The 24,451-nt window shown below is 42.8% G+C and carries 24 protein-coding genes; 14 read left to right on the top strand and 10 right to left on the bottom strand.

Annotated features, from left to right (window positions below; genetic code table 11):
- Positions 1–65 precede the first annotated feature (65 nt).
- Both ACLOAU_RS10065 and ACLOAU_RS10070 read left to right on the top strand, forming a co-directional pair.
- Complete coding sequence (locus ACLOAU_RS10065) at positions 66–740, top strand: response regulator (protein ID WP_427861737.1); 675 nt, start codon at positions 66–68, stop codon at positions 738–740.
- Positions 741–770: 30 nt separating this feature from the next.
- Positions 771–1,817, top strand: coding sequence for a sensor histidine kinase (locus ACLOAU_RS10070; protein WP_427861738.1), 1,047 nt, complete (start codon positions 771–773; stop codon positions 1,815–1,817).
- A gap of 43 nt (positions 1,818–1,860) precedes the next feature.
- Here the strand turns inward: ACLOAU_RS10070 and ACLOAU_RS10075 are convergent, their stop codons facing one another.
- On the bottom strand, positions 1,861–2,301 hold the full coding sequence (locus tag ACLOAU_RS10075) for a hypothetical protein (RefSeq protein WP_427861739.1): 441 nt from the start codon (positions 2,299–2,301) through the stop codon (positions 1,861–1,863).
- A 122-nt stretch (positions 2,302–2,423) separates the two neighbouring features.
- Here ACLOAU_RS10075 and ACLOAU_RS10080 point away from each other — a divergent pair, with 122 nt between their 5' ends.
- Positions 2,424–3,029, top strand: a complete 606-nt coding sequence (locus tag ACLOAU_RS10080) for a helix-turn-helix domain-containing protein (RefSeq protein WP_427861740.1) — start codon at positions 2,424–2,426, stop codon at positions 3,027–3,029.
- A 94-nt stretch (positions 3,030–3,123) separates the two neighbouring features.
- Entirely contained in the window at positions 3,124–4,101 is a 978-nt protein-coding gene (locus ACLOAU_RS10085) for a hypothetical protein (protein ID WP_427861741.1), read from the top strand.
- 164 nt (positions 4,102–4,265) lie between these two features.
- Here ACLOAU_RS10085 and rlmN read toward each other — a convergent pair whose 3' ends face one another.
- Both rlmN and ACLOAU_RS10095 read right to left on the bottom strand, forming a co-directional pair.
- The gene (gene rlmN / locus ACLOAU_RS10090; RefSeq protein ID WP_427861742.1) at positions 4,266–5,306 is read right to left on the bottom strand and encodes a dual-specificity RNA methyltransferase RlmN; all 1,041 of its coding nucleotides are present in this window, start codon (positions 5,304–5,306) and stop codon (positions 4,266–4,268) included.
- A 106-nt stretch (positions 5,307–5,412) separates the two neighbouring features.
- Positions 5,413–7,830 carry a TonB-dependent receptor gene (locus ACLOAU_RS10095; RefSeq protein ID WP_427861743.1) on the bottom strand — a complete coding sequence of 806 codons (2,418 nt, stop codon included), beginning with the start codon at positions 7,828–7,830 and terminating at the stop codon, positions 5,413–5,415.
- An 83-nt stretch (positions 7,831–7,913) separates the two neighbouring features.
- Here ACLOAU_RS10095 and ACLOAU_RS10100 point away from each other — a divergent pair, with 83 nt between their 5' ends.
- The 7 genes from ACLOAU_RS10100 (at position 7,914) to ACLOAU_RS10130 (ending at position 12,314) form a co-directional block, all read left to right on the top strand.
- Entirely contained in the window at positions 7,914–8,612 is a 699-nt protein-coding gene (locus tag ACLOAU_RS10100; protein WP_427861744.1) for a MarR family winged helix-turn-helix transcriptional regulator, read from the top strand.
- A gap of 125 nt (positions 8,613–8,737) precedes the next feature.
- Complete coding sequence (locus ACLOAU_RS10105; RefSeq protein ID WP_427861745.1) at positions 8,738–9,196, top strand: low molecular weight protein-tyrosine-phosphatase; 459 nt, start codon at positions 8,738–8,740, stop codon at positions 9,194–9,196.
- Positions 9,197–9,238: 42 nt separating this feature from the next.
- Positions 9,239–10,612: a histidine--tRNA ligase gene (hisS, locus tag ACLOAU_RS10110; RefSeq protein ID WP_427861746.1), complete on the top strand. Its 1,374-nt coding sequence runs from the start codon at positions 9,239–9,241 to the stop codon at positions 10,610–10,612.
- 136 nt (positions 10,613–10,748) lie between these two features.
- A complete protein-coding gene (locus tag ACLOAU_RS10115) occupies positions 10,749–11,321 on the top strand; it encodes an RNA polymerase sigma factor (RefSeq protein WP_427861747.1) in 573 nt (190 codons plus the stop codon).
- A 10-nt stretch (positions 11,322–11,331) separates the two neighbouring features.
- Entirely contained in the window at positions 11,332–11,655 is a 324-nt protein-coding gene (locus ACLOAU_RS10120) for a hypothetical protein (protein ID WP_427861748.1), read from the top strand.
- Positions 11,656–11,791: 136 nt separating this feature from the next.
- Positions 11,792–12,079: a hypothetical protein gene (locus ACLOAU_RS10125; RefSeq protein ID WP_427861749.1), complete on the top strand. Its 288-nt coding sequence runs from the start codon at positions 11,792–11,794 to the stop codon at positions 12,077–12,079.
- A 28-nt stretch (positions 12,080–12,107) separates the two neighbouring features.
- A complete protein-coding gene (locus ACLOAU_RS10130; protein ID WP_427861750.1) occupies positions 12,108–12,314 on the top strand; it encodes a hypothetical protein in 207 nt (68 codons plus the stop codon).
- A gap of 80 nt (positions 12,315–12,394) precedes the next feature.
- On the opposite strand, the gene rpiA is transcribed toward ACLOAU_RS10130, so the two are convergent.
- Both rpiA and ACLOAU_RS10140 read right to left on the bottom strand, forming a co-directional pair.
- A complete protein-coding gene (rpiA, locus tag ACLOAU_RS10135; RefSeq protein ID WP_427861751.1) occupies positions 12,395–13,072 on the bottom strand; it encodes a ribose-5-phosphate isomerase RpiA in 678 nt (225 codons plus the stop codon).
- 38 nt (positions 13,073–13,110) lie between these two features.
- Positions 13,111–14,292, bottom strand: a complete 1,182-nt coding sequence (locus ACLOAU_RS10140; RefSeq protein ID WP_427861752.1) for an aspartate aminotransferase family protein — start codon at positions 14,290–14,292, stop codon at positions 13,111–13,113.
- Positions 14,293–14,570: 278 nt separating this feature from the next.
- On the opposite strand from ACLOAU_RS10140, the gene ACLOAU_RS10145 reads away from it, so the two are divergent.
- A complete protein-coding gene (locus ACLOAU_RS10145; RefSeq protein ID WP_427861753.1) occupies positions 14,571–17,003 on the top strand; it encodes a TonB-dependent siderophore receptor in 2,433 nt (810 codons plus the stop codon).
- 227 nt (positions 17,004–17,230) lie between these two features.
- Here the strand turns inward: ACLOAU_RS10145 and ACLOAU_RS10150 are convergent, their stop codons facing one another.
- Positions 17,231–17,644: a type II toxin-antitoxin system VapC family toxin gene (locus ACLOAU_RS10150; protein WP_427861754.1), complete on the bottom strand. Its 414-nt coding sequence runs from the start codon at positions 17,642–17,644 to the stop codon at positions 17,231–17,233.
- Positions 17,645–17,899 (bottom strand): DUF6364 family protein, encoded by a 255-nt coding sequence (locus ACLOAU_RS10155; protein ID WP_427861755.1) that lies wholly within the window; start codon positions 17,897–17,899, stop codon positions 17,645–17,647.
- A 696-nt stretch (positions 17,900–18,595) separates the two neighbouring features.
- Between ACLOAU_RS10155 and ACLOAU_RS10160 the strand changes: the two genes are divergently transcribed.
- Complete coding sequence (locus ACLOAU_RS10160) at positions 18,596–21,937, top strand: methylmalonyl-CoA mutase family protein (RefSeq protein WP_427861756.1); 3,342 nt, start codon at positions 18,596–18,598, stop codon at positions 21,935–21,937.
- 26 nt (positions 21,938–21,963) lie between these two features.
- Positions 21,964–22,698 carry an MBL fold metallo-hydrolase gene (locus tag ACLOAU_RS10165; protein WP_427861757.1) on the top strand — a complete coding sequence of 245 codons (735 nt, stop codon included), beginning with the start codon at positions 21,964–21,966 and terminating at the stop codon, positions 22,696–22,698.
- 131 nt (positions 22,699–22,829) lie between these two features.
- Here the strand turns inward: ACLOAU_RS10165 and ACLOAU_RS10170 are convergent, their stop codons facing one another.
- From ACLOAU_RS10170 to ACLOAU_RS10180, 3 genes are read right to left on the bottom strand one after another with little or no spacing between them, the layout of a single operon-like run.
- Positions 22,830–23,219: a hypothetical protein gene (locus ACLOAU_RS10170; RefSeq protein ID WP_427861758.1), complete on the bottom strand. Its 390-nt coding sequence runs from the start codon at positions 23,217–23,219 to the stop codon at positions 22,830–22,832.
- 6 nt (positions 23,220–23,225) lie between these two features.
- The gene (locus ACLOAU_RS10175; protein ID WP_427861759.1) at positions 23,226–23,810 is read right to left on the bottom strand and encodes a hypothetical protein; all 585 of its coding nucleotides are present in this window, start codon (positions 23,808–23,810) and stop codon (positions 23,226–23,228) included.
- A gap of 27 nt (positions 23,811–23,837) precedes the next feature.
- The gene (locus tag ACLOAU_RS10180) at positions 23,838–24,404 is read right to left on the bottom strand and encodes an RNA polymerase sigma factor (protein ID WP_427861760.1); all 567 of its coding nucleotides are present in this window, start codon (positions 24,402–24,404) and stop codon (positions 23,838–23,840) included.
- Between the last annotated feature and the right edge of the window lie 47 nt (positions 24,405–24,451).

A 24,451-nucleotide genomic window follows, 5' to 3' on the forward strand; every position in this document is an offset into this window, starting at 1 on the left:
AACAAATGCCGGTTATTTCCGTATAAAACAAATTACTGTTACGTTTGCTTTAAATTATTATTAAAATGGAGAAAGGCTATAAAGTACTAATTGCTGATGATGAGCCAGACATTTTAGAAATCTTATCCTATAATCTTGAAAAAGAAGGATATACAGTAATCACAGCAAAAGATGGCGATGAGGCGATAGACAAAGCTTATCAGCATAAACCCAATTTAATAATATTGGACATGATGATGCCTAAAAAAACCGGCGTTCAGGTTTGCCAGGTTTTACGTGGGCAAACAGCTTTCAAGGATACACTGATCATGTTTTTGACGGCTCTGAACGACGAGGTAACCCAGGTGCGTGGTTTGGAAACCGGTGCAGATGACTATGTAAGCAAACCGGTAAGCCCGAAAGTTTTGCTGAGCAGGGTTGCTGCTCTTTTAAGACGGGTGCAAAAAGACAACTCGAAAGCCGTAAAAGTAGGCAACATTAGTATCGATCCGGAAAAATTCCTGGTGCAGATAGAAGACAAAGAGATTGTGCTGGCGAAAAAAGAATTTGAATTATTATACCTGCTGGCACTCAAACCTGGCCGGGTGTTTTTACGGAACGAGATATTAAATGCTATCTGGGGTAATGATGTGATTGTGGGCGACAGAACCATCGATGTACACATTCGTAAAATACGTCAGAAGCTGGACATGGATTGTATCACTACTGTAAAAGGGGTAGGATATAAATTTGAGATTTAAGCACGTTGAAGCCCCGAACTTAAGAAAAGGATGAATCCCAAGAATCTGTCCCCCAAGCAATTATCATTTTACACGGCGCTGGCCCTGGCTGTACCGGTAAGTATATTGCTGTATGTGGTAGAAAAACGTTGGCTGTTTGCGGTCATTTCCTTTCTGATATTACTCACCGGGGCTTATGTTCTGATATCTTTTGTATTGGATAATTTTATTTATCGTAAAATAAAATTGATCTACAAGTTTATTTATCAAACAAAAGCCACCAAACGCGAGGAAACCTATTACAAATACATACTACCAAAGAAAAGTATAGGCGAAGTAACAGAAGATGTGGAAGCCTGGGCGCAGGAGAATCAAAAACAGGTGGAACAACTAAAAGCTAATGAGCAGTTTCGTCGTGAATTTCTACAGAACCTGTCGCACGAATTTAAAACGCCCATCTTCACCATACAAAGCTATGTTGATACATTGCTGCAGGACGAACCGGAAAACCCGGCGTTGCGCAGGAAGTTCCTCGAGAAAACGGCAAAAAATGTTGATCGGCTCACGAATTTGCTGGCTGATCTGGATGAAATATCCAGCCTCGAGAGAGGGGAGCTGGTTTTGGTGAAAACAAATTTTGTAATACAGGACCTATTAAAGGATACGTTTGAGAGTATATCTATTAAGGCAGAGCCTAAAAGTATTCGCTTCAGTATAAAAAAAGGATGTGAAGCGCCTATAGTTGTACATGCAGATAAAGAAAAAATACGGCAGATCGTTTTAAATCTTTTTGAGAATGCTATAAAATATGGTAAGCACAATGGCACCATCAAAGCAGGTATTTACCGTACCGATGATAAAAGAATACTGATTGAGGTGAGTGATGATGGAGTAGGTATTGCCGAAAAAAGCCTGCCTCGTATATTCGAACGGTTTTACAGAACTGATATCGGCCGCAGTATGGATGCCACCGGCAGCGGCCTCGGGCTGGCTATTTGCAAACATATCATAGAAGCCCACAACCAAACGATACATATACGTAGTACGCAGGACGTGGGCACCACCATCGGGTTTACATTGAGAGCAAAGAAAGACTAATTTTAGAGAATGCAGTTTCTGCTATTTGTTTTTGGAAGCCGGACTATTCGTTTATTTTCACATAAATGTCATTCATCCCGTAATCAAGAGGAAAATGTCCTCCAAGCAAAGAGAGTGTATCGCTGGTTAATTCAAAGAAGATCTTAGGCGTATATTGATTATTGTATCCCTCGAAATCGATTCTTTTGTTATACTTACCAGGTGCAAGAACCAGCCCTACAGATTCTGATGCAGAGTTGTCAGTTAAAATTTTAAAGCTTCCTGATGCAATGGTCTCTTTGTTTTTGGTCATTATGTACCGCTGGTCTTGAGAAAAACTAATAGTGTTTCCATTTCCCGGAGCGTATGTTATTCCTCCTGCCATAGATCCTCCCAAATTAGTCCTTAGTTCCCATTTGCCATAAAGGCCGGGAGAAAACGTTTTGGATTTGCTACAGGAAAGAAAAATACTAGTAAACAAAATGGCATAAATAGTACATCTCATAAAGGGATTATTTAGGTTCATTCATTACTATTTGTAATAACGGAAAAAGTAGTTAGGGCGCAACAAGTTCCGGAAAATGTGACTGCGCTACAATACCTATCTTTACTGTAGTAGTTTACTGCATGGAGTTGTCTAAAAAAATAGTACTGGCCAGAAAGAAGCAAGGGCTTACCCAGGAGGAATTAGCCAGCCTGGCCCAGGTAACGGTTCGTACCATTCAGCGAATTGAGAGCGGCGAAAGTATTCCAAGATCATTTACTATAAAGGCTTTGGCCCGGGCACTGGAAACAAACTTTGAAGAGCTGACGAATGAAACGCAAAATGAGGGTGGGGAAAATCAACCGGAACTGCCTCGAATCAGCAGCGATCCGGAAAACGAAAAACATTTCTTGCAAACCCTTTGCCTATCCTGTTTTAGTTACCTGGTTATTCCCTTCGTGCATTTTTTAATTCCCATTTACCTTTTAAAGAAGCATAACCATAGTCATCAGGAAACTTTAGTGATGGGGCGAACTATTATCCGGCAGCAAATTTATTGGATCATTACACTCCATGCTTTAATGTTGCTAACCCTTGGCTATAATCTGCTTGTAGCCGCTTACTTCAACAAGGCATATTTGATCAGCTATTTAATACCGTTCTTTACCATGTACCTGCTCAATGCCTTTGTTATTATGGTAAACCTACAGCGTGTTAATCAATTAAAATGGGCCTCCGTAAGTAGTTGATTACTAATGAATGTCGGGTAAACGTCGGGTAAATGCCGACCAGTTGTCCGTTACTTCATTATAGGTTTGTATTCAAAAAATAATACCGGCTATAATGAATTTTTTAAACACACTACTCATCACTATCTCTCTTTTTGTCTTTCCTGTCAACTGTCTTTTAGCCCAACCGGCATCTGTTACCCAATTAGTGTTTTCTTCAAAGCAATCTGCCATTTCTTTTGAGTGGCAAGGCGATTCCGTTCATGCTAAATGGGAGGCCCATACAGCTATGATCGTTCCGGTAAAACTAAAAGACTGTCCCCGTACTTTTTATATGCAATTCGACCTCGGATCTCCGTTTTCACTATTTTATAAAAATAAACTCGATGCCATCGGGGCAAAATACCCCAGCGCGTATCCTTTGCCAGAAAAGGATAACAGAATTAGTGCGTTTGATTTTTGGGTAGATCAAACACGGGTTACTGCTCATGAAATCCTGGTAAAACAATTTGACAGCGCTGTTATCGATTGGAAAAAGGAGGGGATGGAAATAATCGGAACCATTGGAGCAGACCTGATAGACGGCAAGGTGCTGGTATTGGATTATCCGGGTAAAAAGCTGCATATTTTACCATCGGTTACCCCATGGCTAAAACAAAAACTATCGTTTTCAACTTTCACCTACATGAATAAAAGTGTACTGCTACCGGCAAAAATAGGCGCTAAAGAAACGCTTTTGTTTTTTGATACGGGTTCAAGCATGTTCGAACTGCTTACCAATAAAGAGACCTGTTTGCAATTAGCTACACCTGGTTCGCAAGCTATTCGGCACGAAGTGAATTCATGGGGCCGGACCCTGGTTGCCAATACCTATGCATCTTCCACCAGCATTAATATTGCCAATACAACGCTGCCGCTGCATTCGGTAACTTATATCGAAGGCGCCAGCAACGCGCAGGTGGAGCGTATGTTAAAAGCGGGCATAGGAGGCGTGACGGGAAACAAGTTGTTTTTACATCATGTTTTAATACTCGATACAAAAAATCAGCAGTTTGGAGTGCTGTCGTCTCTGAGGAGAAGCGATTTGAAGTAGCAATGCTGTAAAGATTTCCGAAAATAAAAACCTGCAACGGCTAAACGTTGCAGGTTATATCAAGTATAATTTTTAGTTGCTTGTTGCAGTGGTTGTTGTTAGCGTTAAGGAAGTGATAGTGGGTCACCGTACATCACACATCTAACATCGTACACTTCTTCCCCCTATCCTTTATTCGCCAGCTGTCCACATGCTGCATCTATATCTTTTCCGCGGCTGCGACGCAGGCGCACATTCACGCGGTTCTTTTCTAGATGCTTCATAAACGCTTCCACTTTTTCTTCAGAAGGTTTGGTGAACTGGGCAAACTCGATCGGGTTATATTCGATCAGGTTGATCAAATCAGATGGTACCTGGCGATAGATCTTGATCAGGTCATCTGCATCCTGTATTGAGTCGTTGAAATTGTTGAATAGTATATACTCGAAAGTAATTTCGTTCTTGGTTTGCTTGTAGAAATAGTTCAGTGCTTCTATCAGCGATTTGATATTATTACTGTCATTGATCGGCATGATCTCGTGCCGTTTTTTGTCGGTAGGAGCATGTAACGATAGCGCCAGTTTAAATCTTACTTTATCATCGCCTAATTGCTTTATTTGTTTGGCTACGCCAGCCGTAGAAACGGTGATACGTCTTGGGCTCATGCCCAACCCTTCAGGAGAAGTGATCTTTTCAATTGCCTTCAATACATTCCTGTAATTCAGCAAAGGCTCACCCATACCCATAAAAACAATATTGGTAAGCTTTTTATCATATACTTCCAAAGATTGCTTATTGATCAGCGCCACTTCATCAAAAATTTCGTCGAAATTAAGATTGCGTTTGCGGTCGATATAGCCGGTTGCGCAGAACTTACAGCTTAAACTGCAACCGATCTGGGAGCTCACACAGGCCGTTTTCCGCTCTTCAGTAGGTATCAACACTCCTTCAGTTAAATGTCCTTCAATAGTCTTAAACCTCGATTTAATCGTGCCATCTTCCGAATGTTGAACCGTATCTACTGTAATGGAGGGAAACGAAAATTGGGCAGACAATTTTTCGCGTAAATCCTTGCTAATGTTGGTCATTGCGTCGAAATGCTGCACGGGTTTCAGCCAAAGCCAGTCATAAATCTGCTTTGCCCTGAATTTTTTTTCGTTGATTGATAATAAGTATTGCTCCAATTCTGCGAGCGTCAGATCCCTGATATTTTGTTTTCCTGCCATTTTGCAAAGATACCCAATGTTACACGTTTGAAATAATTATTGTAAATCACGGCCCACGCGGCTAATTCCTACAACCGGTTTCAATGGGAGGACGATTTTTTAATATTTAAAACTCAAAGATGAACCCGATTGCTGGTACAATATTGGCCGACCGGTCATTTAAAATAACCGGGATGGCGTTGCTGCCGTTTGTAGCTACCGGCTGGCCGTCGGTGGTAGCAAACCCGGTATTATTGGCGTTGCGTTCAAAAGTATAATTGGGTAAGCCGGGTGTTTTGTACAACAACACGTTCTGGAAATCTATAAAAAGATCGAGGCTCGTTTTTTTGAAATAATACCTTTTGTCAATTCTCAGGTCCAGTTGCTGAAAAAAGGGCAGGCGTTCGGAGTTGAGTCTTGCATAATCAATCGTACCCCGGCCGGTTGTCAGGTACGCAGCCTGCGAAGCCTGCATGTCAAACGGTGTGTAGGGCTGTCCTCCTGCAATCCTGTATTTAACGCCGATATCCCAATTACGTTTGAATTTATAACCCAGTGTGGATGCTACGATATAACCGAGATCCCAGGTAGAGCGGACAAGCCGGTTATCACTGCCCGAAAATTCTGACCGGTATAAGGTAGCACTCACTATGTAAAATAGATGTTTCACTAATTTTTGCTGCGCGTAGGCTTCTATGCCGTATACCCGTCCTTTGCCTGAAGAGCGGTATACGTCATTTCCTATGGCCGAAAAATCGGTGCCGATATTGGCTATAGAAATTCCCGTAGTGGCTGATACGGGATAGTTATAATAGTCCTTATAAAATCCTTCCAGCGTAAAGCGGAAGTCATTTCTGGGGATGAACTGGATGCCGGCCGTATAATGTACAGATTGTATATATTCCAGTTCTTTATTCAATAGCATTCCGGAGGCGTCTCTGTATCCCAGGCTGGTATATACGGGTATTTTGTAATAGCTGCCTGCTGAAGCAGACAGGTTCCAGCTATCTGATAAGGTGTAGGCAAGGGAGAGGCGCGGTGACAGGGTTTTCAATGGGTTCATGCCGGTGGTTGTAAAGCTGTTTACATCTGATCGCAGGCCTGCTAACAGCAACAACCTGTCTTCAAAGAAGCGCTTGCTCACATGCCCGTAGGCGCCGAACTTGAAAAAATCAATGGCGGTTTGTGTAGTAATCGTTGTGGCCGGTTGTGTAGCGTTACCGGCATCCGCTGCTACTGTGTTAAATAAATCGGCCTCATATTTTACATATTGCCCAGCCAAACCGTAAGTATACTTCCAGCCATTCCTGAACTTATTGACATCCAGGCGTAGCTTATTTTCTGCTTCCCGGCTGTTCAGATCGTAAAGCAAAGCACCCGACTCTGTAGCATTGTTCTCATACCGGCGCAGGCCATTGGAAAACATATTCCTGCTCAATGCGATAGTGTAAAATCCATTATCGACCAGCCTTTTTAAAGTTGCACCTACCGTGTAGTTCCATTGATTGATCAGAGGATTGGCTCTAAGGGTATATTCAGTATTGGCATCTGAGTTGGAGGGCGCCTCCAGTTTAAAGCGGTCAATAGCGCCGATGCCGATAAAATTTAGTTCTGTCTTTGGGTTGATCTTATGATTCACTTTGTATTGAAAGTCCCAGTAATCGGGTCTTATAGGCAGATCAAGCAGGGTGAACAGGTACTTTAAATAAGATCTCCGGGCAGAAGCCAGGTAGGTGGTTTTAGGCCCTGCGGGTCCTTCCAGCGTAGCTGCAAATTCACTCCCCGAAAGCCGTAGGTTGCCGCCTGTTTTTTGCGAATTACCATTTCTTTGCTTAATAACAAAAGTAGAGGCAAGGGCATTGTCATATTTACTGTCGAATGCCGATGAGGTTAATTGTATATCATCTACAAAAGATACATTAATAATACCGGTAGCACCGCCACTGGCTCCCTGGGTTTGAAAATGGTTGAGTACCGGTATCTCAATGCCGTCCAGGTAATAAACATTCTCAGCCGGGCCGCCGCCGCGCACAATAATGTCGTTGCGGCTTGGTGTAGTGCCGCCACCCACACCGGGTAACACCTGTATCACTTTCGACAAATCAAAATTACCGCCGGGGTTTACTTTAATTTCTTCGGAGGTAAGCCTTTGAGTAGATAAGGGCGTAATCATATTAGTGGCCACTACCGATTTGCCGGTCTTTACAGTCACCCCTTCGAGCAATTTCGAACTTTCCTGTAATTCAAGTTCAATAACGGTGGCATTACCTGAGCTCACAGTTATATTGTACAGGTACAATGCATCGTAATTGACTGATGTTGCCCGCAGCGCGTAGTTACCTACACGGGTAGTAATTGAAAAAAAACCTTTTGCATCACTCACTACAGTCACAGTATCGGCGCCTTCAGCAATAATAGTAACGCCCTCCAAAACTTGTTGGGCATTTTTGTTTTTTATAACACCGTTGATATTGCCGTTGGTTTGTGAAAAAGCCGAACTATAACATAATGTTAGTACTAAAACATACAATATTGTTTGATTCATAGAGGTTTTTAGTGCAAAAAAACACAATTAATGTGATATGGCCATAAGATTTGATTAATTTTGGAACAAAAACATACATTTTAATGACCAGTGTGCAATTGTTAAAGGTATTATTGGAGAAATTGGAAACGTATGAAGCCAGTGTGCCTGATAAAGAAGCGCTTACGCTTGAGGGTATGGTGGCCTCTATGGGAGTGAAGTCGGGCCTACCCGAATTGCGAAATAGTTTTATCAGCGCTGATCGCGGCCCTTTTATTGAGGAAGGGAAAACTTATCCTGATAATATTGAGCGGGTAATTGCCCAGCATTTTTTGTTTTTATACCGTTACATCAAATTTTATGCAAAAACAGCGTTGGCGGATACAACCATCAATACCATAGAGGAGTTTGGCATACTCGCAACAGCCATGCAGCAGCATACGATTCCTAAAACTGAATTAATACGGAAAAATGTGATCGAAAAGAGCAGCGGGATTGAAATTGTAAAGCGTTTGATAAAGGCAGGCTATTTGATGCAATCGGATAACCCGGATGATCACCGCAGCCAATTGATGGCGATCACCCCAAAGGGAAGGGAGGCGCTATTCAGCGCTTTTCAAAAAATGGATTTGCTAGGCATAATAGCTGCCGGCAACTTGGATGATCCCGAAAAATACCAGCTGGCAATGTTACTTAAGAAACTGGATCAGTTCCATTTTGATAACTATAACAACAAGCAATTACATACCCTGGAGGATTATATGCCGGATTGTAATAAAGACCAGAACCCGAAAGGAAATTAATGGTACTACCCGATAAACAGGACCAACAATTTGCAATGGCACTTATCTTTGCGCGCATAAAATAAGGTTCGTACAACGTTGAGGCGGGACCCATTACATTAGTTAAAACTAATAACGGAGGAAGGATGAATATTTTGATGGTATGCCTGGGAAATATCTGCCGCAGCCCTTTGGCTGAGGGTATTTTGCAGCATAGGGTAAACCAGGCAGGTTTAAACTGGACGGTGGACAGCGCCGGAACAAATGGCTATCATACAGGAGAAGCCCCGCACCAGTTGTCTCAAAAAGTGGCAAAGGCCAGGGGACTGGATATCAGCGGGCAATGCTCGCGCCGGTTTATTGCAGCCGATTTTGACAAATATGATAAAATCTACGCAATGGCCGGGGATGTGGTAGATGAAATAAAATGGATTGCCAAAGGTAAATACGACGCGTCTAAGGTAGAGCTCCTGATGAACGAGATCTATCCCGGCGAAAACAGGGATGTACCGGATCCATGGTATGGCCCGGAGCCGGGCTACCATGAGGTGTATGATATGATTGATAGTGCCTGCGAGGCAATAATAGAGAAATATATACAATAGCAAATAGACTATGGTCAATGGACCATCGACAATCGACAAAAAATGAAACCAACAATACCACAGGGAACCCGTGATTTTGGAGCGGATACAGTAAGAAAACGCAATTATATTTTCAGTACCATTAAAACTGTTTTCGAGTTATATGGATTTCAGCCGCTGGAAACACCGGCCATGGAAAACCTGGAAACTTTAATGGGAAAATATGGAGAAGAAGGCGACAAGCTGATCTTTAAGATATTGAACAACGGATTAGGCGACCCTCGAAATGGTGACAAGATCGATAAAGCCAAAATTGGGTTTGAGCAGGCGTTGGAAGGCAAGAATAGTAAGGACTTAACCAGTCGCGCCTTACGTTACGATTTGACCATTCCTTTCGCCCGCTATGTAGCCATGAATCACCAGCAATTGCCCATGCCATTCAAACGCTATCAAATGCAGCCGGTATGGCGTGCAGACCGGCCTCAAAAGGGGCGTTACCGCGAGTTTTACCAGTGCGATGCGGATGTGGTGGGCAGTAAGTCTTTACTGAACGAACTGGAGCTGGTAAACATCTATGCTACAGTTTTTCAGAAATTGAAAGTGGATGTAGAAATCCGGATCAACAACCGAAAGGTTTTGGCTGCGCTTGCCGATATCTGCGGTGGTGCTGAAAAAATGATCGACATTACTATTGCCATTGATAAATTGGATAAGATTGGTATAGAAAAAGTAAAAGAAGAGTTATCGGGCAGAGGTTTAAATGAAACACAGATTCAGACTATTGAATCTTTTTTAAATATCGGCGGCAGCAACGAAGAAAAATTACAGCAACTAAAAACCATTTTCGCCGGCAACGAAACCGGCTTAAAGGGTGTTGAAGAATTGGAGTACATCGTACAATACTGTCAACAATCAACTGTCAACAGTCAACCCGTTCTTGATCTCACCCTTGCCCGTGGCCTGAACTATTACACCGGAACTATCTTTGAAGTAAAAGCTAACGGTGTGCAAATGGGCAGCATTGGAGGCGGGGGCCGTTATGACGACCTGACCGGTCTATTTGGCGTGCCGAATATTCCGGGAGTTGGTATTTCATTTGGGGTAGATCGCATTTACGATGTGATGAGTGAGCTGGATGTTTTTCCAAAGGAAGTGGTTTCCGGAACGAAACTCCTGTTTTTTAATTTAGGTGAAGCCGAAGTGGCCAAAGCCATGGAACTGGCTCAAACACTGCGCAGTCAGGGCGTTGCCTGTGAAGTCTTTCACGAGAACAGCAAATTTGATAAGCAGTTTAAATACGCCGAAAAGAAGTCCATTCCATTTATAGCCGTATTGGGAAGTAAGGAGTTGGAGCAGGGGGTGGTGAATTTGAAAAACCTGGCAACAGGAACGCAGCAACAGGTACGTTTTGATGATTTGGTGCATTTTAGCTGGTAAAAAAGAACCTGCCAGCCCCATTGACGCGTGTCGACACGCGTCAATGCAATGCAATGGTAGACATGCGTCAATGCAATGGAAAATCATAATTCGGAAATTTTAAAGTAATTTCCTCCATCGTCCGTTTACTATTTTAATGGCGGACGGAATAGCTATAATGGCCGAAGACAAAAAGCAGAATATTGTTGATACTGTAAAGAATTACAGTAAGCGGCTTTTTGGCTTCATACGTGGAAAGGTAAATACCGATGCCGACGCAGAAGATATTTTGCAGGATGTTTGGTACCAGTTTTCTAACACCTCAGCCACCCAAACTATTGAAGAAGTAAGCGGCTGGTTATTTGCCGTGGCCCGTAATAAGATCACCGATAAATATCGTAAAAAGAAACCCGACCTGATTGAGGACTACCAGTACGAGGGCGAAGACGGTGACGTTTATTTTAAGGATATTTTGCTTGCCATTAATGATAACCCCGAGCTGGAAGATTTCAAAGAGCTTTTTTGGGAATCATTATTTGATGCACTGGAAGAACTGCCGGTGGCGCAACGGGAGGCCTTTATTTTGAATGAACTGGAAGATATGACGCTGCAGGAAATAGCCGATAGAAGTGGCGAAAGCATTAAAACAGTCATCAGCCGTAAACGCTATGCGGTACAACATTTGCGTAAACGTTTGCAGTATTTGTACAACGAGTTAAGTAATTTTTAAAAGATATTTTATGAGCATGAGAAGAAAATGTGGGCGGCCGCCGGTTATACTGATGATACTCTGTGGCGTAGCCGCTGTCTTTTTATTCAGCGCCATTGTAATGTTGCTTTGGAATGCGGTATTGCCAGATGTTTTACCCGTAAAGCCGGTGAGCTACTGGCAGGCCATGGGTATACTGGTGCTGAGCAAAATACTATTCAGCGGATTTGGTGGCAAAGGGCATAAAAAGTTTGGATCGAGAGGCGAGCTAAGAGACAAGTACCGCAATATGAGCGAGGAGGATAGGCAAAAATTTAAAGAGGCATGGAAGCGTCGTTGTGGGATGCATTCTTAATATTAAGGCGATGAAATAGTAAAATGCGAAGGGAGTTTCTCTTCGCATTTTTTGTTTGCAGTAAATGATGATACAAACTAAAGTATTTTATTATCCTGCAACGTTATTCTATAGGTAAACAATTAAAAACATAGTTATGAATAGAAGTATTTTAAAACCCATTATAGTAGGCGTCCTTATCGGCGCTGCTTTATTCTTTATACCCTTTTTTGTTTTAAGGGTAGTTACCGTAGTTCTTATTGTAGGATTGTTATTCCGCCTGTTTGGGCGCCGTGCCTGGGGGCCGGGAAGCAGGCGCCAGGAGCGCTTTACGCGTTTTGCTGATAAGGTAAGGAACATGACCGACGAAGAGTATGCCCAGTTCAAAGATCGCTTTCAATATGGTTGCGGAGGGCAGCATCACAAGACAACTGCAGCTCAATAAATTTTATTAAATTTTAAATGAAGTACCCATGAAACAAAGAAGACAACATATACTGGTAGGATTATTAGCAGCGGTGGTAACCTTTGGGAGCTTATACGCTTTTGCAGGCGAAAAATATTTTGCAAAGCACCACAACGGTAGGTTTTGTAATGAACGTCACGGTAAGCAAATGCATGCTGAAGACTGGTATAAAGATGGAGAGAGACCTGCTGTAAAAAGTGAAGCAGTGCAATAATATTAGTTGGTGTTAAATTAAACAGGCTGTACAAAAGCATTGAGCTTAGTACAGCCTGTTTTTATTCATTGATTCCATGTTTATGCGGAGAAAGTGATTGCCTCGCCGTCCTTTATCATAATTACTTTATGAGCCAGTCCAATGAACAAGCCATGTTCTACTACACCTACAATTTTGTTCAGTTGTTCATCCAATACCGCAGGATGTTCAATCAATCCAAAGTCTGCATCAATGATCAGGTTGCCCTGGTCGGTGATATAATCTTTATCGTCTTTTTTGCGGACAAGGCCGATGCCACCAATAGCAGATAGCTGGCGCATTACATAGCTGCAGGCCATGGGGATTACTTCAATGGGTACTTTGAATTTACCTAGCTGGTGCACCATTTTAGAGCTATCAGTAATGATGATCTGTTTTTTTGTGATAGATGCAACAATCTTCTCTCTTAAAAGCGCACCACCGCCACCTTTGATTAGTTCGAGGTTTTGGGTAAACTCATCAGCACCATCAATAGTAATATCTAAAGACTCAATACTGTTGATGTCAACCATTGGAATACCCAGTTCAATAGACATTTGTTTGGTTTGCTCGGAAGTAGGAACTGTTTTCAGGTTCATTCCCTGTTTGATGAGTTCTGCCACAGCATGTATGGCATAATAAGCGGTAGAGCCTGTGCCCAAACCAATAGCCATGCCGTCTTTAATTTCTTTTACAGCTTCCAGCGCTGCCATTTTCTTTTCGTTGTTTGCGGTATCCATTGTATTCTTTTGTGTAATTGCGATTGGGTATAAATATCTTAATTTTTGTTGAGCACTTCAATAATAATGGAGCAGGCTTTTCTTATTTCTGCTTCGCTGATGGTTAATGGCGGGCAAATACGCAGGCAGTTCGATGCAAACAAAAACCAGTCGGTTAAAGCGCCCGTTTCAATTACGGCATCGATAACTTTTTTATTGGTTTCAAAACTATCAAACTCCACGGCCATTAATAAACCTATATGACGCACCGCTTTTATTTGCTCGTGTTGTAGCAGCGATTTAAAAAGCTCTCCTTTTTGAGTTACACCATCAATCATGCTTTCATTGATCAGCGCCTGCATAGCTGCCAGTCCTGCAGCGCAGCAAACAGGGTGTCCCCCAAATGTAGTGATATGCCCCAGTACAGGATTTTTGGCCAGCTGCATCATTAATTCCCTGTCTGCCACAAAAGCGCCCAGGGGCATACCACCGCCTAAGGCTTTTCCCAATAACACAATATCCGGTACTACACCAAAATGTTCGAAGCCCCAGAGTTTACCTGTTCTACCAAAGCCTGCCTGTATTTCATCGAGTATTAACAGGGTTCCTGTTTCGGTACATCTTTTTCTGACTGCCTGCAGCCAGTTTGTGTCGGGTATGATAATGCCGGCCTCTGCCTGTACCGTTTCCAGTATTACGCAGGCGGTATTGGTGTCAATAGCATCAATTAATTCCTGGCTATTATATTGTAAATGCAGGATGCCCGGCAAAAGCGGGCGATAGGCATTGCGCCAATACTCGCTGCCAATAATACTTAAAGCGCCCTGGGTTGATCCGTGATAGGAATTTTCGCAGGCAATGATCTGGGTTCGGTTAGTAGCTCTTTTGGCCAGCTTCATAGCTCCTTCTACCGCTTCCGCACCGGAGTTGGTAAAATAAACAGAATTCAGGCTTTGTGGTAAATGCTGCGCCAGGTAATGGGCATATTGCACCTGGGGTGCTTCTACAAATTCCCCATATACCATAATGTGCATATAGCTATCCAGTTGCTGATGTATGGCATCAATTACCTTCGGATGCCGGTGTCCTACATTGGCTACACTAATGCCACCTATCAGGTCGATATATTCTTTCCCGTTTACGTCGCGCAAAACAGCGCCTTCTGCTTTTGTAATTTCCAATGCTAATGGCGCAGTTGATGTTTGCGCTACATGGCGTAAAAATAGTTCCCGTTGATTCATGCGGGGCGAAGTTAAGAAAGGGATGATAATGCGTTGGATTTTTAAGCGATAAAGAGTGTTTTAACCGCGAAGGCTCTAGGACGCTAAGAAGCGGACAATGTCCTTTAGCAAAAACTTCGTGCCCTTGCGTCGTAGCGGTGAAGCGGTAGCTTATAAAATGAATGGATCTATCAGAAGCATCTTTTTTCTAAATTGAAATTTACCAGCATTAATTTTCCGCATCTCGTAATAGCCCTGACTAAACCTGAACCTACTTTTGCGGCCACAAAACCAGATGAATGAAAAAATTGAGGGTATTCCGCGCTATAGCTGTTGTTATCTGCACGATTCTTTGTATGAATGTATGGGGCCAGGAGAAATTTGGGACTATTGCAGGTGTAGTAAAAACTTCCGACGATCAACCCGCCGCCAATGTAAGTGTGGTGATCAAAAATATAAAACAGGGTACGGCAACTGATAATGAAGGTGGTTTTGAGTTTGCCAGGCTGAAACCCGGTACTTACACATTGCAGGTAACTTTATTGGGCTATGACAGCAAAGAGCTGGAAGTGAGTGTGTCAGCGGGACAGGCTGCCAATCCTGTTTTTACTTTACAGATCAATAGCGCTGAGTTAGAAACCGTAATTATAACGGCAGGTAAGAATAAGTTTTTAGTGAAGAAAAGCCAGACAGTGGCTAAAATGCCGCTGAGTAATCTGGAAAACCCACAGGCTTACAGCAGTATATCAAAAGAGTTGATCAAAGAACAGATCACTACCGATTTTAGCAACCTGCTGAAAAATGCACCTGGTGTTTTTAAAGTGTCAGCGAATCGTGGTATTAATGCAGATGGCGCTACTTATTATAGTCTTCGTGGTTTTAGAACTGAAGTGTCGATGGTAGATGGGGTGCCTACGCAAACCAATGGTGAAATTGATCCGGCCAACGTAGAAAAGGTAGAAGTGCTGCGCGGTCCGTCTGCAACGTTATATGGTGGTGCTGTGGCTACCTACGGTGGTGTCATCAACCTGATCACCCGCAAACCCCAGGAGAACTTTGGTGGTGAAGTGTCCTTTATACATGGCAGCTTTAATTTAAACAGGCTGACAGCCGATGTATATGGCCCTGTCAATAAAGAAAAGAATTTACTGGGGCGGGTGAACGTAGCCTACCAGAATCAGAACAGCTGGCAGGATGCCGGTTTCAGGAAATCTTTTTTTATAGCGCCTGCGTTAGAATACCGCATAAACGAAAGGCTGAAAATTAATCTGAACGCAGAGCTTTATACCTCAGAGTTTACCACTCCGTCGGCTATCTTCCTAAACCGCACCAGGCTTTTTGTAGCCCATACTCCCGAAGAGCTGGGCTTTAATTTCAAAAGATCTTATACCAATAACGATCTTTCCATGAAAAATCCTACAGCCAATTTAAGGGCAGTATTTAATTACCAGATCTCCGGTCAATGGACTTCGCAAACGATTCTCTCCAACAATACCCGTCAGTCTGAAGGGTATTACCAATACCAGTTTATCCGGAAAGCGACTGATGACAGCCTGGAGAGAAATATCTCTTACCAGAATACCATGAACGCCAACCTGGATGTGCAACAGAATTTCGTGGGCGATTTTAAAATAGGAAAGATGCGCAACAGGTTGCTCGTAGGATTGGATTACGTAAACCAGCGTATTAAAAATGATAATTCTCCTTATATCGTTTTGGATTTTGTAAATGCATTGAATCCTACCGATCCTAACTACTCGAAACTAAACCGCGCTCTGGTAGATGCCAGGCTGGCCGCCAGCACAGCGCGTGGTGTAAGAAACAACACACGTACGAATATTTACAGCGCCTACGCATCAAACGTATTGAATATTACCGACAACCTTTTGGCTATGGTGAGCCTGAGATTGGATCGCTTTGAAGGAAACGGTACTTACGACCTGGCTACTGATACTGTGTTGGCCAACTCTAAATATGGACAAACCGCTCTTTCTCCCAAACTCGGATTGGTATACCAGGTGATCAAGGATCGCATTTCTGTGTTTGGTAATTACATGAACGGTTTCTCCAATGTAGCCCCCGTTACCCAGCCGGTGCCTGATATTTCAGGTGTGTTGAAGCCGCAGCAGGCAAATCAGTGGGAAACCGGTGTGAAGCTGGATCTATTTAGCGGCCGTTTGAATCTGACTGCCAGCTACTACGAAATTGATGTGACCAATGTGGTTCGCGATGAGCAATTGGTGCGGGACGGAGCGAACTACAATATTAAAGTTCAGGATGGAACCCAGTTCAGCAAAGGTTTTGAGCTGGAACTGATTGCCAATCCGTTTAGCGGTTTGAACCTGGTGGCAGGCTATTCGCATAATAACAGCAAGCTTACCCAATCGGCTGTAGCTGCAACGCAGAACAGGAGACCGCCAAGCGCGGGCCCTGCCGACCTGGCCAATCTTTGGATCAGCTATGGTATACCCAGTGGCCGGCTTAAAGGCTTAGGTGCAGGTTTTGGCGGTAATTATATCGGCGATTTCGAAACCGCTAATTCAGCGGTGACGGGTGTGTTCACCATACCTTCCTACACATTGTTGAATGCAACGGTTTTCTATGAAACCAAATCATTCAGGTTGGGATTGAAGCTGGATAATTTAACAGATGAACTGTATTTCGCCGGTCAGGGTGTATTGGCTCCTCAAACGCCCAGGTCGGCCATGGCCAGTATTACGTTGAAGTTTTAAACTATCGGGTATATTACATTAAAAGTACTTGAAAAAAATGCTTAACCACCAGGACGCAAATAAGCAATGTTATTAACGTTGCTGCTTTCTTGGCGTCACAGCGTCATTGCGGTTCAACTAAAAATTATTAAGACATTTCATATGTAGTGAGCTAGATGGTCAGGACGGAAATCATCAAGGTGGCCATTAATGTCTCCGTTATTGAGGTAAGCCAAGAAAGTCTTGATCTATTTGATTGTCTTCAGGTAGCTATTGGCATTCATAACCGGAATGAGCGAAGTTTTAAAATCTACCTCATTTCGGGTAATGATTAAGTCGCAGTTTTCGGCAATGGCACTAAAATATTGCATCGCATCTTCAAAGTCTTTGAAGTCGGAGTTAATGGCTCTTTCAACAACCTCTTCATTCATTACCGAAATATTGCATAGCACTGTAAATTTCCGGATTTTATCAAGGGCAATTCTTGCATTCTCGTATTTTGTCAGCAGATAATAGGTATTGGAGATGGATGTGGGCGAAGTGAAAACTTTGATTTTCTTTTTATCTGCCAGTGTTAAAACTTTTGCGGCAGGTTCATAAAAGTTTCCCCGCTCCCCTAGAAAATCTACGACAATGTTGGTGTCTAAAAAAAGGCGTCTCATTTATTGATATTTTTTTTCCAAATAGTCGGTATAGTCTGTTTTTATTTTTTTAGCATCAATATCGGCAGGAATGCTTTTGCCCGTAGCAATGCTTTTTACAAACGGCGATATTTCGAATGTATCGTCTTGCTCGCGCGTTAACAAATCAAGGTAATTCTCAATAAGCCTTGATAAGCTCAAATTTTTATTAAAAGCATATTGCTTGGCACGTTCTATAACGCTTTCATTAAGTTTTAAAGTCAACTTCGAATCCATAAAGTTTAATTTATACGTACAAATATAAATAATTTATACGTAAAATGATTTGAATGAGACCTGTGCGTAGCCGGCGGAAGTAGAGTGAGCATGTTGAGCATTTGTTATCAAGGCTTTGCAGCCTCAATCGCTATACTTTTTCACCCAACCAATAATAAGCTCTTTTCTGGTATTTTCCTGTAAATGTTAGAATGGTGCAAATAAAAAAAGGTACTACAGAGATCCATACAATACGTATAGATGAGCCATTTAACGCATAATATCCACGGTAGATAACGCATAACCGAAGTAGGCACAGCCCCAGTAGAGGAAACATTATTTTCCGGTTTTTTTTGTGCAATAAATATGGAAACGACTATGGCTATTTATCCCAGGAGCGCAGTGAGGCCAGCTACTACAAAATGATTATCATCCGCAGAAAATGAAAAGTTGAGATTGGTTACTCGCATTTTGAGAACATATATTACTTCGATTAAGAATAAGGGGGCTACTCCATGTCCCGCCCCAATGAGGATCAAGCCATGCAAAATAATTGTCCAGATCTTTAGCTTTTTGCGAGTGAGCATATAAGTGGTGAAAATACCAATATGTTAGTATATATTTTTTATTCGGGGCTACACCTCGCATCCCAAACAAGAGGTAGCAGTTGGTATTGCTGATTTTTGACGTAAGTTTGTTAACATCAGTACCGGCTATATGAACGAAACACAAACAACAACGATCCGTATTGTTACCGCTGCCTCTTTATTCGACGGACATGATGCGGCTATTAACATCATGCGCCGTATTCTCCAAAGTAAGGGCGCAGAGGTCATTCACCTGGGGCATAACAGAAGCGTGCATGAAATAGTAGAATGCGCGATTGAAGAAGATGCACATGCCATTGCTATTACCAGTTACCAGGGCGGGCATATCGAGTTTTTCAAGTACATGTTTGACATGTTGCAGGAAGCAGGTTGTGGCCATATCAAAATATTCGGTGGTGGTGGCGGCACTATTTTACCTGCAGAGATCAGCGAACTACATGATTACGGTATCGAACATATTTATTCGCCTGATGATGGGCGAAAAATGGGGTTGGAAGGGATGATCGAAGACTTATTGAGCCGGGCAGGAAAGTCAGCCTATTTTGAAGCAGCTGGTAACTGGAATGATACACCCCCTCTGAGCGAAAGCAAAGACATCCGTCGCATAGCAAGGGCTATAACGAATGCTGAACTGGGTTTGCTGGTTGAAGGCTCCCCGGTGGCGGAAGATTTTAAAGGGGTAGTGCTCGGTATTACAGGCACCGGTGGCGCAGGTAAATCCTCTGTTACAGACGAAATAGTTCGTCGCTTTTTACATCAATTTCCTGATCAAACTATTGCAGTTATATCCGTTGACCCCTCAAGGAAAAAGACGGGTGGGGCTTTATTGGGTGACCGGATTCGCATGAATGCGATATCTCATCCGCGCGCTTATATGCGATCGATGGCTACCCGTAATGATCACCTGGCCTTGAGTAAAACGGCCCGGGATGCTATCAATATTTGTAGGGCCCAAGGATTTGACCTGGTGATATTGGAAAGTGCGGGTGTGGGGCAAAGTGATGCTTCTATAGTAGATTATTGTGATCTGAGCTTATATGTGATGACGCCTGAATACGGCGCTGCGTCTCAGCTGGAGAAGATCAATATGCTGGACTATGCGGATATTATCTGCATCAATAAGTTCGATAAACCAGGCGCATTAGACGCTTTACAGGATGTGAAGAAGCAGTATCGTCGTAATCACCAGCTTTGGACGGCTAAGGAGGAGGATGTTCCGGTTATAGGTACCATTGCCGCGCAGTTTAATGATGCTGGTGTAAATGAGTTGTTCGAACGTATTATTAAAACCATCGAAACAAAAACGGGCACTACCTGGGGAACGCCGGTTATAGTTCATCCTCATACGAATGATACCAGCAGCAAGACCCGTATTATCCCGGCAAAGCAGGTGCGCTATCTTTCTGAAATAACTGAATCGATACAGGCCTACGATCAGTGGGTAGCAGCACAGTGTGACATTGCTTCACAGCTATACCAGCTTGAAGGTGCTCAACAAATGTTGACGAATGCTGCAGAGTTGATAGAAGAAATGAAACAGCAGTTGTTGCTCAATCTTGAACCGGGGAATAAAGAACTATTAGATAAGTGGCGCGGTATCACCAATGCTTATAACCAGGATTACTTTGAGTATAAAGTGCGTGATAAAGTGATCCGGCAACCATTAATTAATGTGTCGTTAAGTGGTTCGAAAATTAAGAAGATTACGTTGCCACAGTATAAGGACTGGGGCGATATTTTGAAATGGCAGTTGCAGGAAAATATACCCGGTAAATTTCCATTTACTGCAGGTGTATTTGAATTGAAGCGGCAGGGCGAAGATCCCACGCGTATGTTTGCAGGAGAGGGCGGCCCAGAACGTACCAATAAACGTTTTCATTATGTAAGCCTCGATCAGCCGGCAAAACGCCTGAGCACTGCTTTTGATAGTGTTACTTTGTATGGTGAAGATCCGGCATATCGTGCGGACATTTTTGGTAAAGTGGGTAATAGCGGCGTGAGTATTGCAACAGTGGATGATGCCAAGAAGCTGTACAGCGGGTTTGATCTGTGTGATGCAGCTACCTCGGTTTCTATGACGATTAATGGTCCTGCACCCGTTTTGCTGGCTTTCTTTTTAAACGCGGCCATAGACCAGCAATGTGAAAAGTGGTTGGAGGAGAATAGTCAATGGTTAATGGTGAATAGCCAATTGCAGGAAAAATTTAAGGGATATAGTCAGCCGGTTTATGCTGGTGAGCTGCCCAAAGGTAACAGTGGTCTTGGGTTAAAGCTGCTAGGTTTACATGGAGATGAAGTGCTGCCTGTTGATGTGTATGAGCAAATAAAGGCGCGAACATTGCAGCAGGTGCGGGGAACAGTGCAGGCCGATATTTTGAAAGAAGACCAGGCGCAGAATACCTGTATTTTTTCTACAGAATTTGCGTTGAAGCTGATGGGTGATGTACAGGAGTATTTTATTGACAATAAAGTTCGGAATTTCTACAGCGTCAGTATCAGCGGTTATCATATTGCAGAAGCAGGCGCGAACCCTGTTACCCAGCTTGCTTTTACGCTGGCGAACGGCTTTACTTATGTGGAGTATTATTTAAGCCGGGGGATGCATATAGATGATTTTGCACCCAATCTTTCTTTCTTCTTCAGCAATGGTATGGACCCCGAATATAGTGTCATTGGACGGGTAGCCCGGCGTATATGGGCTAAAACGATGAAGCAAAAGTATGGTGCTAATGACCGTTCTCAAAAACTGAAGTATCATATACAAACATCAGGAAGAAGTCTGCATGCACAGGAGATTGACTTTAACGATATCCGTACCACATTACAGGCGCTATATGCCATTTATGATAACTGCAATTCTTTACATACAAACGCCTACGACGAGGCGATCACTACGCCTACGGAAGAGAGTGTGCGCCGGGCAATGGCCATCCAGTTAATTATAAACCGGGAATTAGGCAGCGCTAAATCAGAAAACTTCCTGCAGGGCAGTTTTGCCGTAGAAGAATTAACGGACTTAGTGGAAGCGGCTGTGCTGGCTGAATTTGAGCGTATCAGCGAAAGAGGCGGTGTATTGGGAGCAATGGAAAGAATGTACCAGCGCAATAAAATACAGGAAGAAAGTATGCACTACGAAATGCAGAAAAGCAACGGGGAGCTGCCGCTGATAGGTGTTAATACTTTTTTAAATAAAAAGGGGAGTCCTACCATTCTGCCACTGGAAGTGATCAGGAGTACTACAGAGGAAAAAGAGCTTCAAATTAAAAACCTGGAAGCTTTTCGTCAAAGAAATGAGGCGAAAAGTGCGGTAGCTATACAAAGACTGAAGCGAGTTGCACTTAAAAATGGCAATCTTTTTAATGAGTTGATGGACTGTGTTAAATATTGCTCTTTGGGAGAAATTACCCATGCCTTGTATGAAGTGGGAGGGCAATACAGGAGGAATATGTAATCATTTATAACAGCTACTTTTGCCTGATGAAGATTATACCCCTGTCAGAAGGCGCATTTACAGTAGATGCCTCCAAGCAATTTATTCCCTTTAAATTAAGTGAAGACGAAATGGCTGATCGCAACCGCGGTAGCCTTTTAGTAGAAATTCAACCTTTTGTAGTAATAACACAAGATGATATCATACTGCTCGATACCGGCTTAGGGCTTACCGATGAAGACGGGCAGTTTCAGTTGTATAAAAACCTGCGCGATCAGGGAATCAATCCTGGCGATATCACCAGGGTTATTATGAGTCATTTGCATAAGGACCATGCGGGCGGGCTGATCAATCCATACACCAGGCAGCTGGCATTTGAAAACGCCACTTATCATATTCAACAACAGGAATTGGAGTACGCAATGGAAATTGGTTCCGCATCGTATAATACAGATTTACTGGAATTATTACAGAATAGCGATGGCCTGGTGCTCACAGCGGCGGAAACGGGCCATATAGCCGACGGGATCAGCTACGAGGTTACGGGTGCCCATTCTAAGTTTCATCGCGTAATATGGCTTAAAGAGGGCGAGGAGACGATATTCTTTGGCGCCGACGATGCGCCCCAGCTTTCGCAAATGAAAACACGGTTTGCTGCTAAATATGACTACGACGGAAAAAAAGCCATGCAGTTGCGGGAGAAATGGTTGGAGGAAGGAGCTGATTGGCAGTTTTTGTTTTATCACGATATTCAGACACCCTTAAAGCGCTTCACAGAATAAAAAAAGTACAGGATAAAAAAAAGGCCTGCCCTAAAAAGAGCTGGCCGTTGCTAACCTATGAAAAACACCAGTTGCAAAAATAGGAAATAGATTCAGACAAAAAAAATTTATTGAAGAAAAAAGTTTAAACATTAATTTTTTTTCTGCTCTTCAGTGCGTTGTTTTAGCTCCTCTCTTACCTTACGGCGGAACGATTGTTCACTTGAAAAAAAGGCATTTGCTTTTTGTAGACCAATAATGGCAGCCATCTCTTTTCGGGAGCTTAATTTTATATTCAGAATTTCCTGTTCCCGCTCCAGCGGGTCGGAAAATCTACTGTAAACCTTCTTTCTTTCATTGAGATATTTTTTCACCAGAGGCCGCATCTGTGCTGCATCTGAGGGTTTTAGCTCCAGTGTTTTTGACACATATTCAAAAAATACATCGTCAAGTTTCGATGGATGTTTTTGCTGGCCATAGATGCTGAAATGTAACATCAAAAATGCTGCAAAAACTAAGGCTAATCTGCTAAATCTGGTCATGGCTATCTAAAATAATTCGGTGTTATTAACGGCTGTTTCGTTCAAAAAACTCTCTAAATCCTGACTGCTCACCTGCTGGAAAAGTTGATTAATGTCAACGGAAATTTTTTTATCATTATCGCTGATGTTACCTGTGGTGGCTTCTCCCACGAAATCTGACAACTCGTTAACGCTGACATTCTGTATTATTGATGTGCCGGCAGGCTTATTTTGAACGGTAATTCGCCCCGAATCAGCGTTTTCCCAGTAATAAGTACCAACTAAAATAATAAATCCAATGATTGAGGCAGCTGCTATCGGCCGCCATTTGGAGGAAAAAAGCCTCCTGACGGGCGCGGGAGCAATTGTTTTTTTCAGGATGTCTTTTTCCAGGTTGTCAAAATATCCATCGGGTACAGTAAACGTTTGCTTTTTATCTATATCAGCAAAGGGTATCAGGCCGGCGCTTTCTTCATCTAAAACTTTTGATAAGATTTTGTTGTTGAGACCGGAAAAATAGTCGTCAGGAACCTGCAACGGATATCCTTCGGGTTCATTATTATCTTTCATTTGCAGACGCAATGCCTTTAATATGTCATTGTGTTCATTCATCTCTATAAAATAGACCCGATTAGGGTATTAAAAGTTTAATTCATTGAGCAGGTAGTCCTGTATTTTTTTGGCCGCATGGTGATAGCTGGCTTTTAATGCGCCCACTGTTACACCCAGTACTTCACTTATTTCCTGGTAAGGCATTTCGTCAAAGTACCGAAGACTAAAAACAAGCTTTTGCTGTTCGGGCAGGGTTTGGATAGCCAGTTGTAGCTTCCATTCCGCCTTCGACGCATCAAAATAGGAGTCGGCCTTCACTTTTTCCTCCAGTAAACGATGCGTTTCCTCATCCGTTTCTACCTGCTTCTGCTTTTTGATGCGGTTTAATTGGGTAATGCTCTCGTTAGAGGCAATCCGGTATAGCCAGCTGTATAGTTTACTTTCTTCGCGGAACTGGTCGAGCCCTTTCCACATTTTGATGAATACATTTTGCAATACGTCGTCGGCATCCTCATGTATTAACACCATCCGGCGTATATGCCAGTAAAGCTTCTCCTTATACTTGTCTATAATCTGGGAAAACGCTTTTTGTTTCGTAACCGGGTCACGAAACAGTAACAAAAGTTCTTCATCAGAAAGAAAGGAGCGCTCCATCAAAGAAATGATAAGACTTTCAAGATAGGAAAAGGTTTAAACTAAAA

Origin of the sequence: Paraniabella aurantiaca, assembly GCF_050309965.1 — a bacterium.
Taxonomy (GTDB): domain Bacteria; phylum Bacteroidota; class Bacteroidia; order Chitinophagales; family Chitinophagaceae; genus Niabella.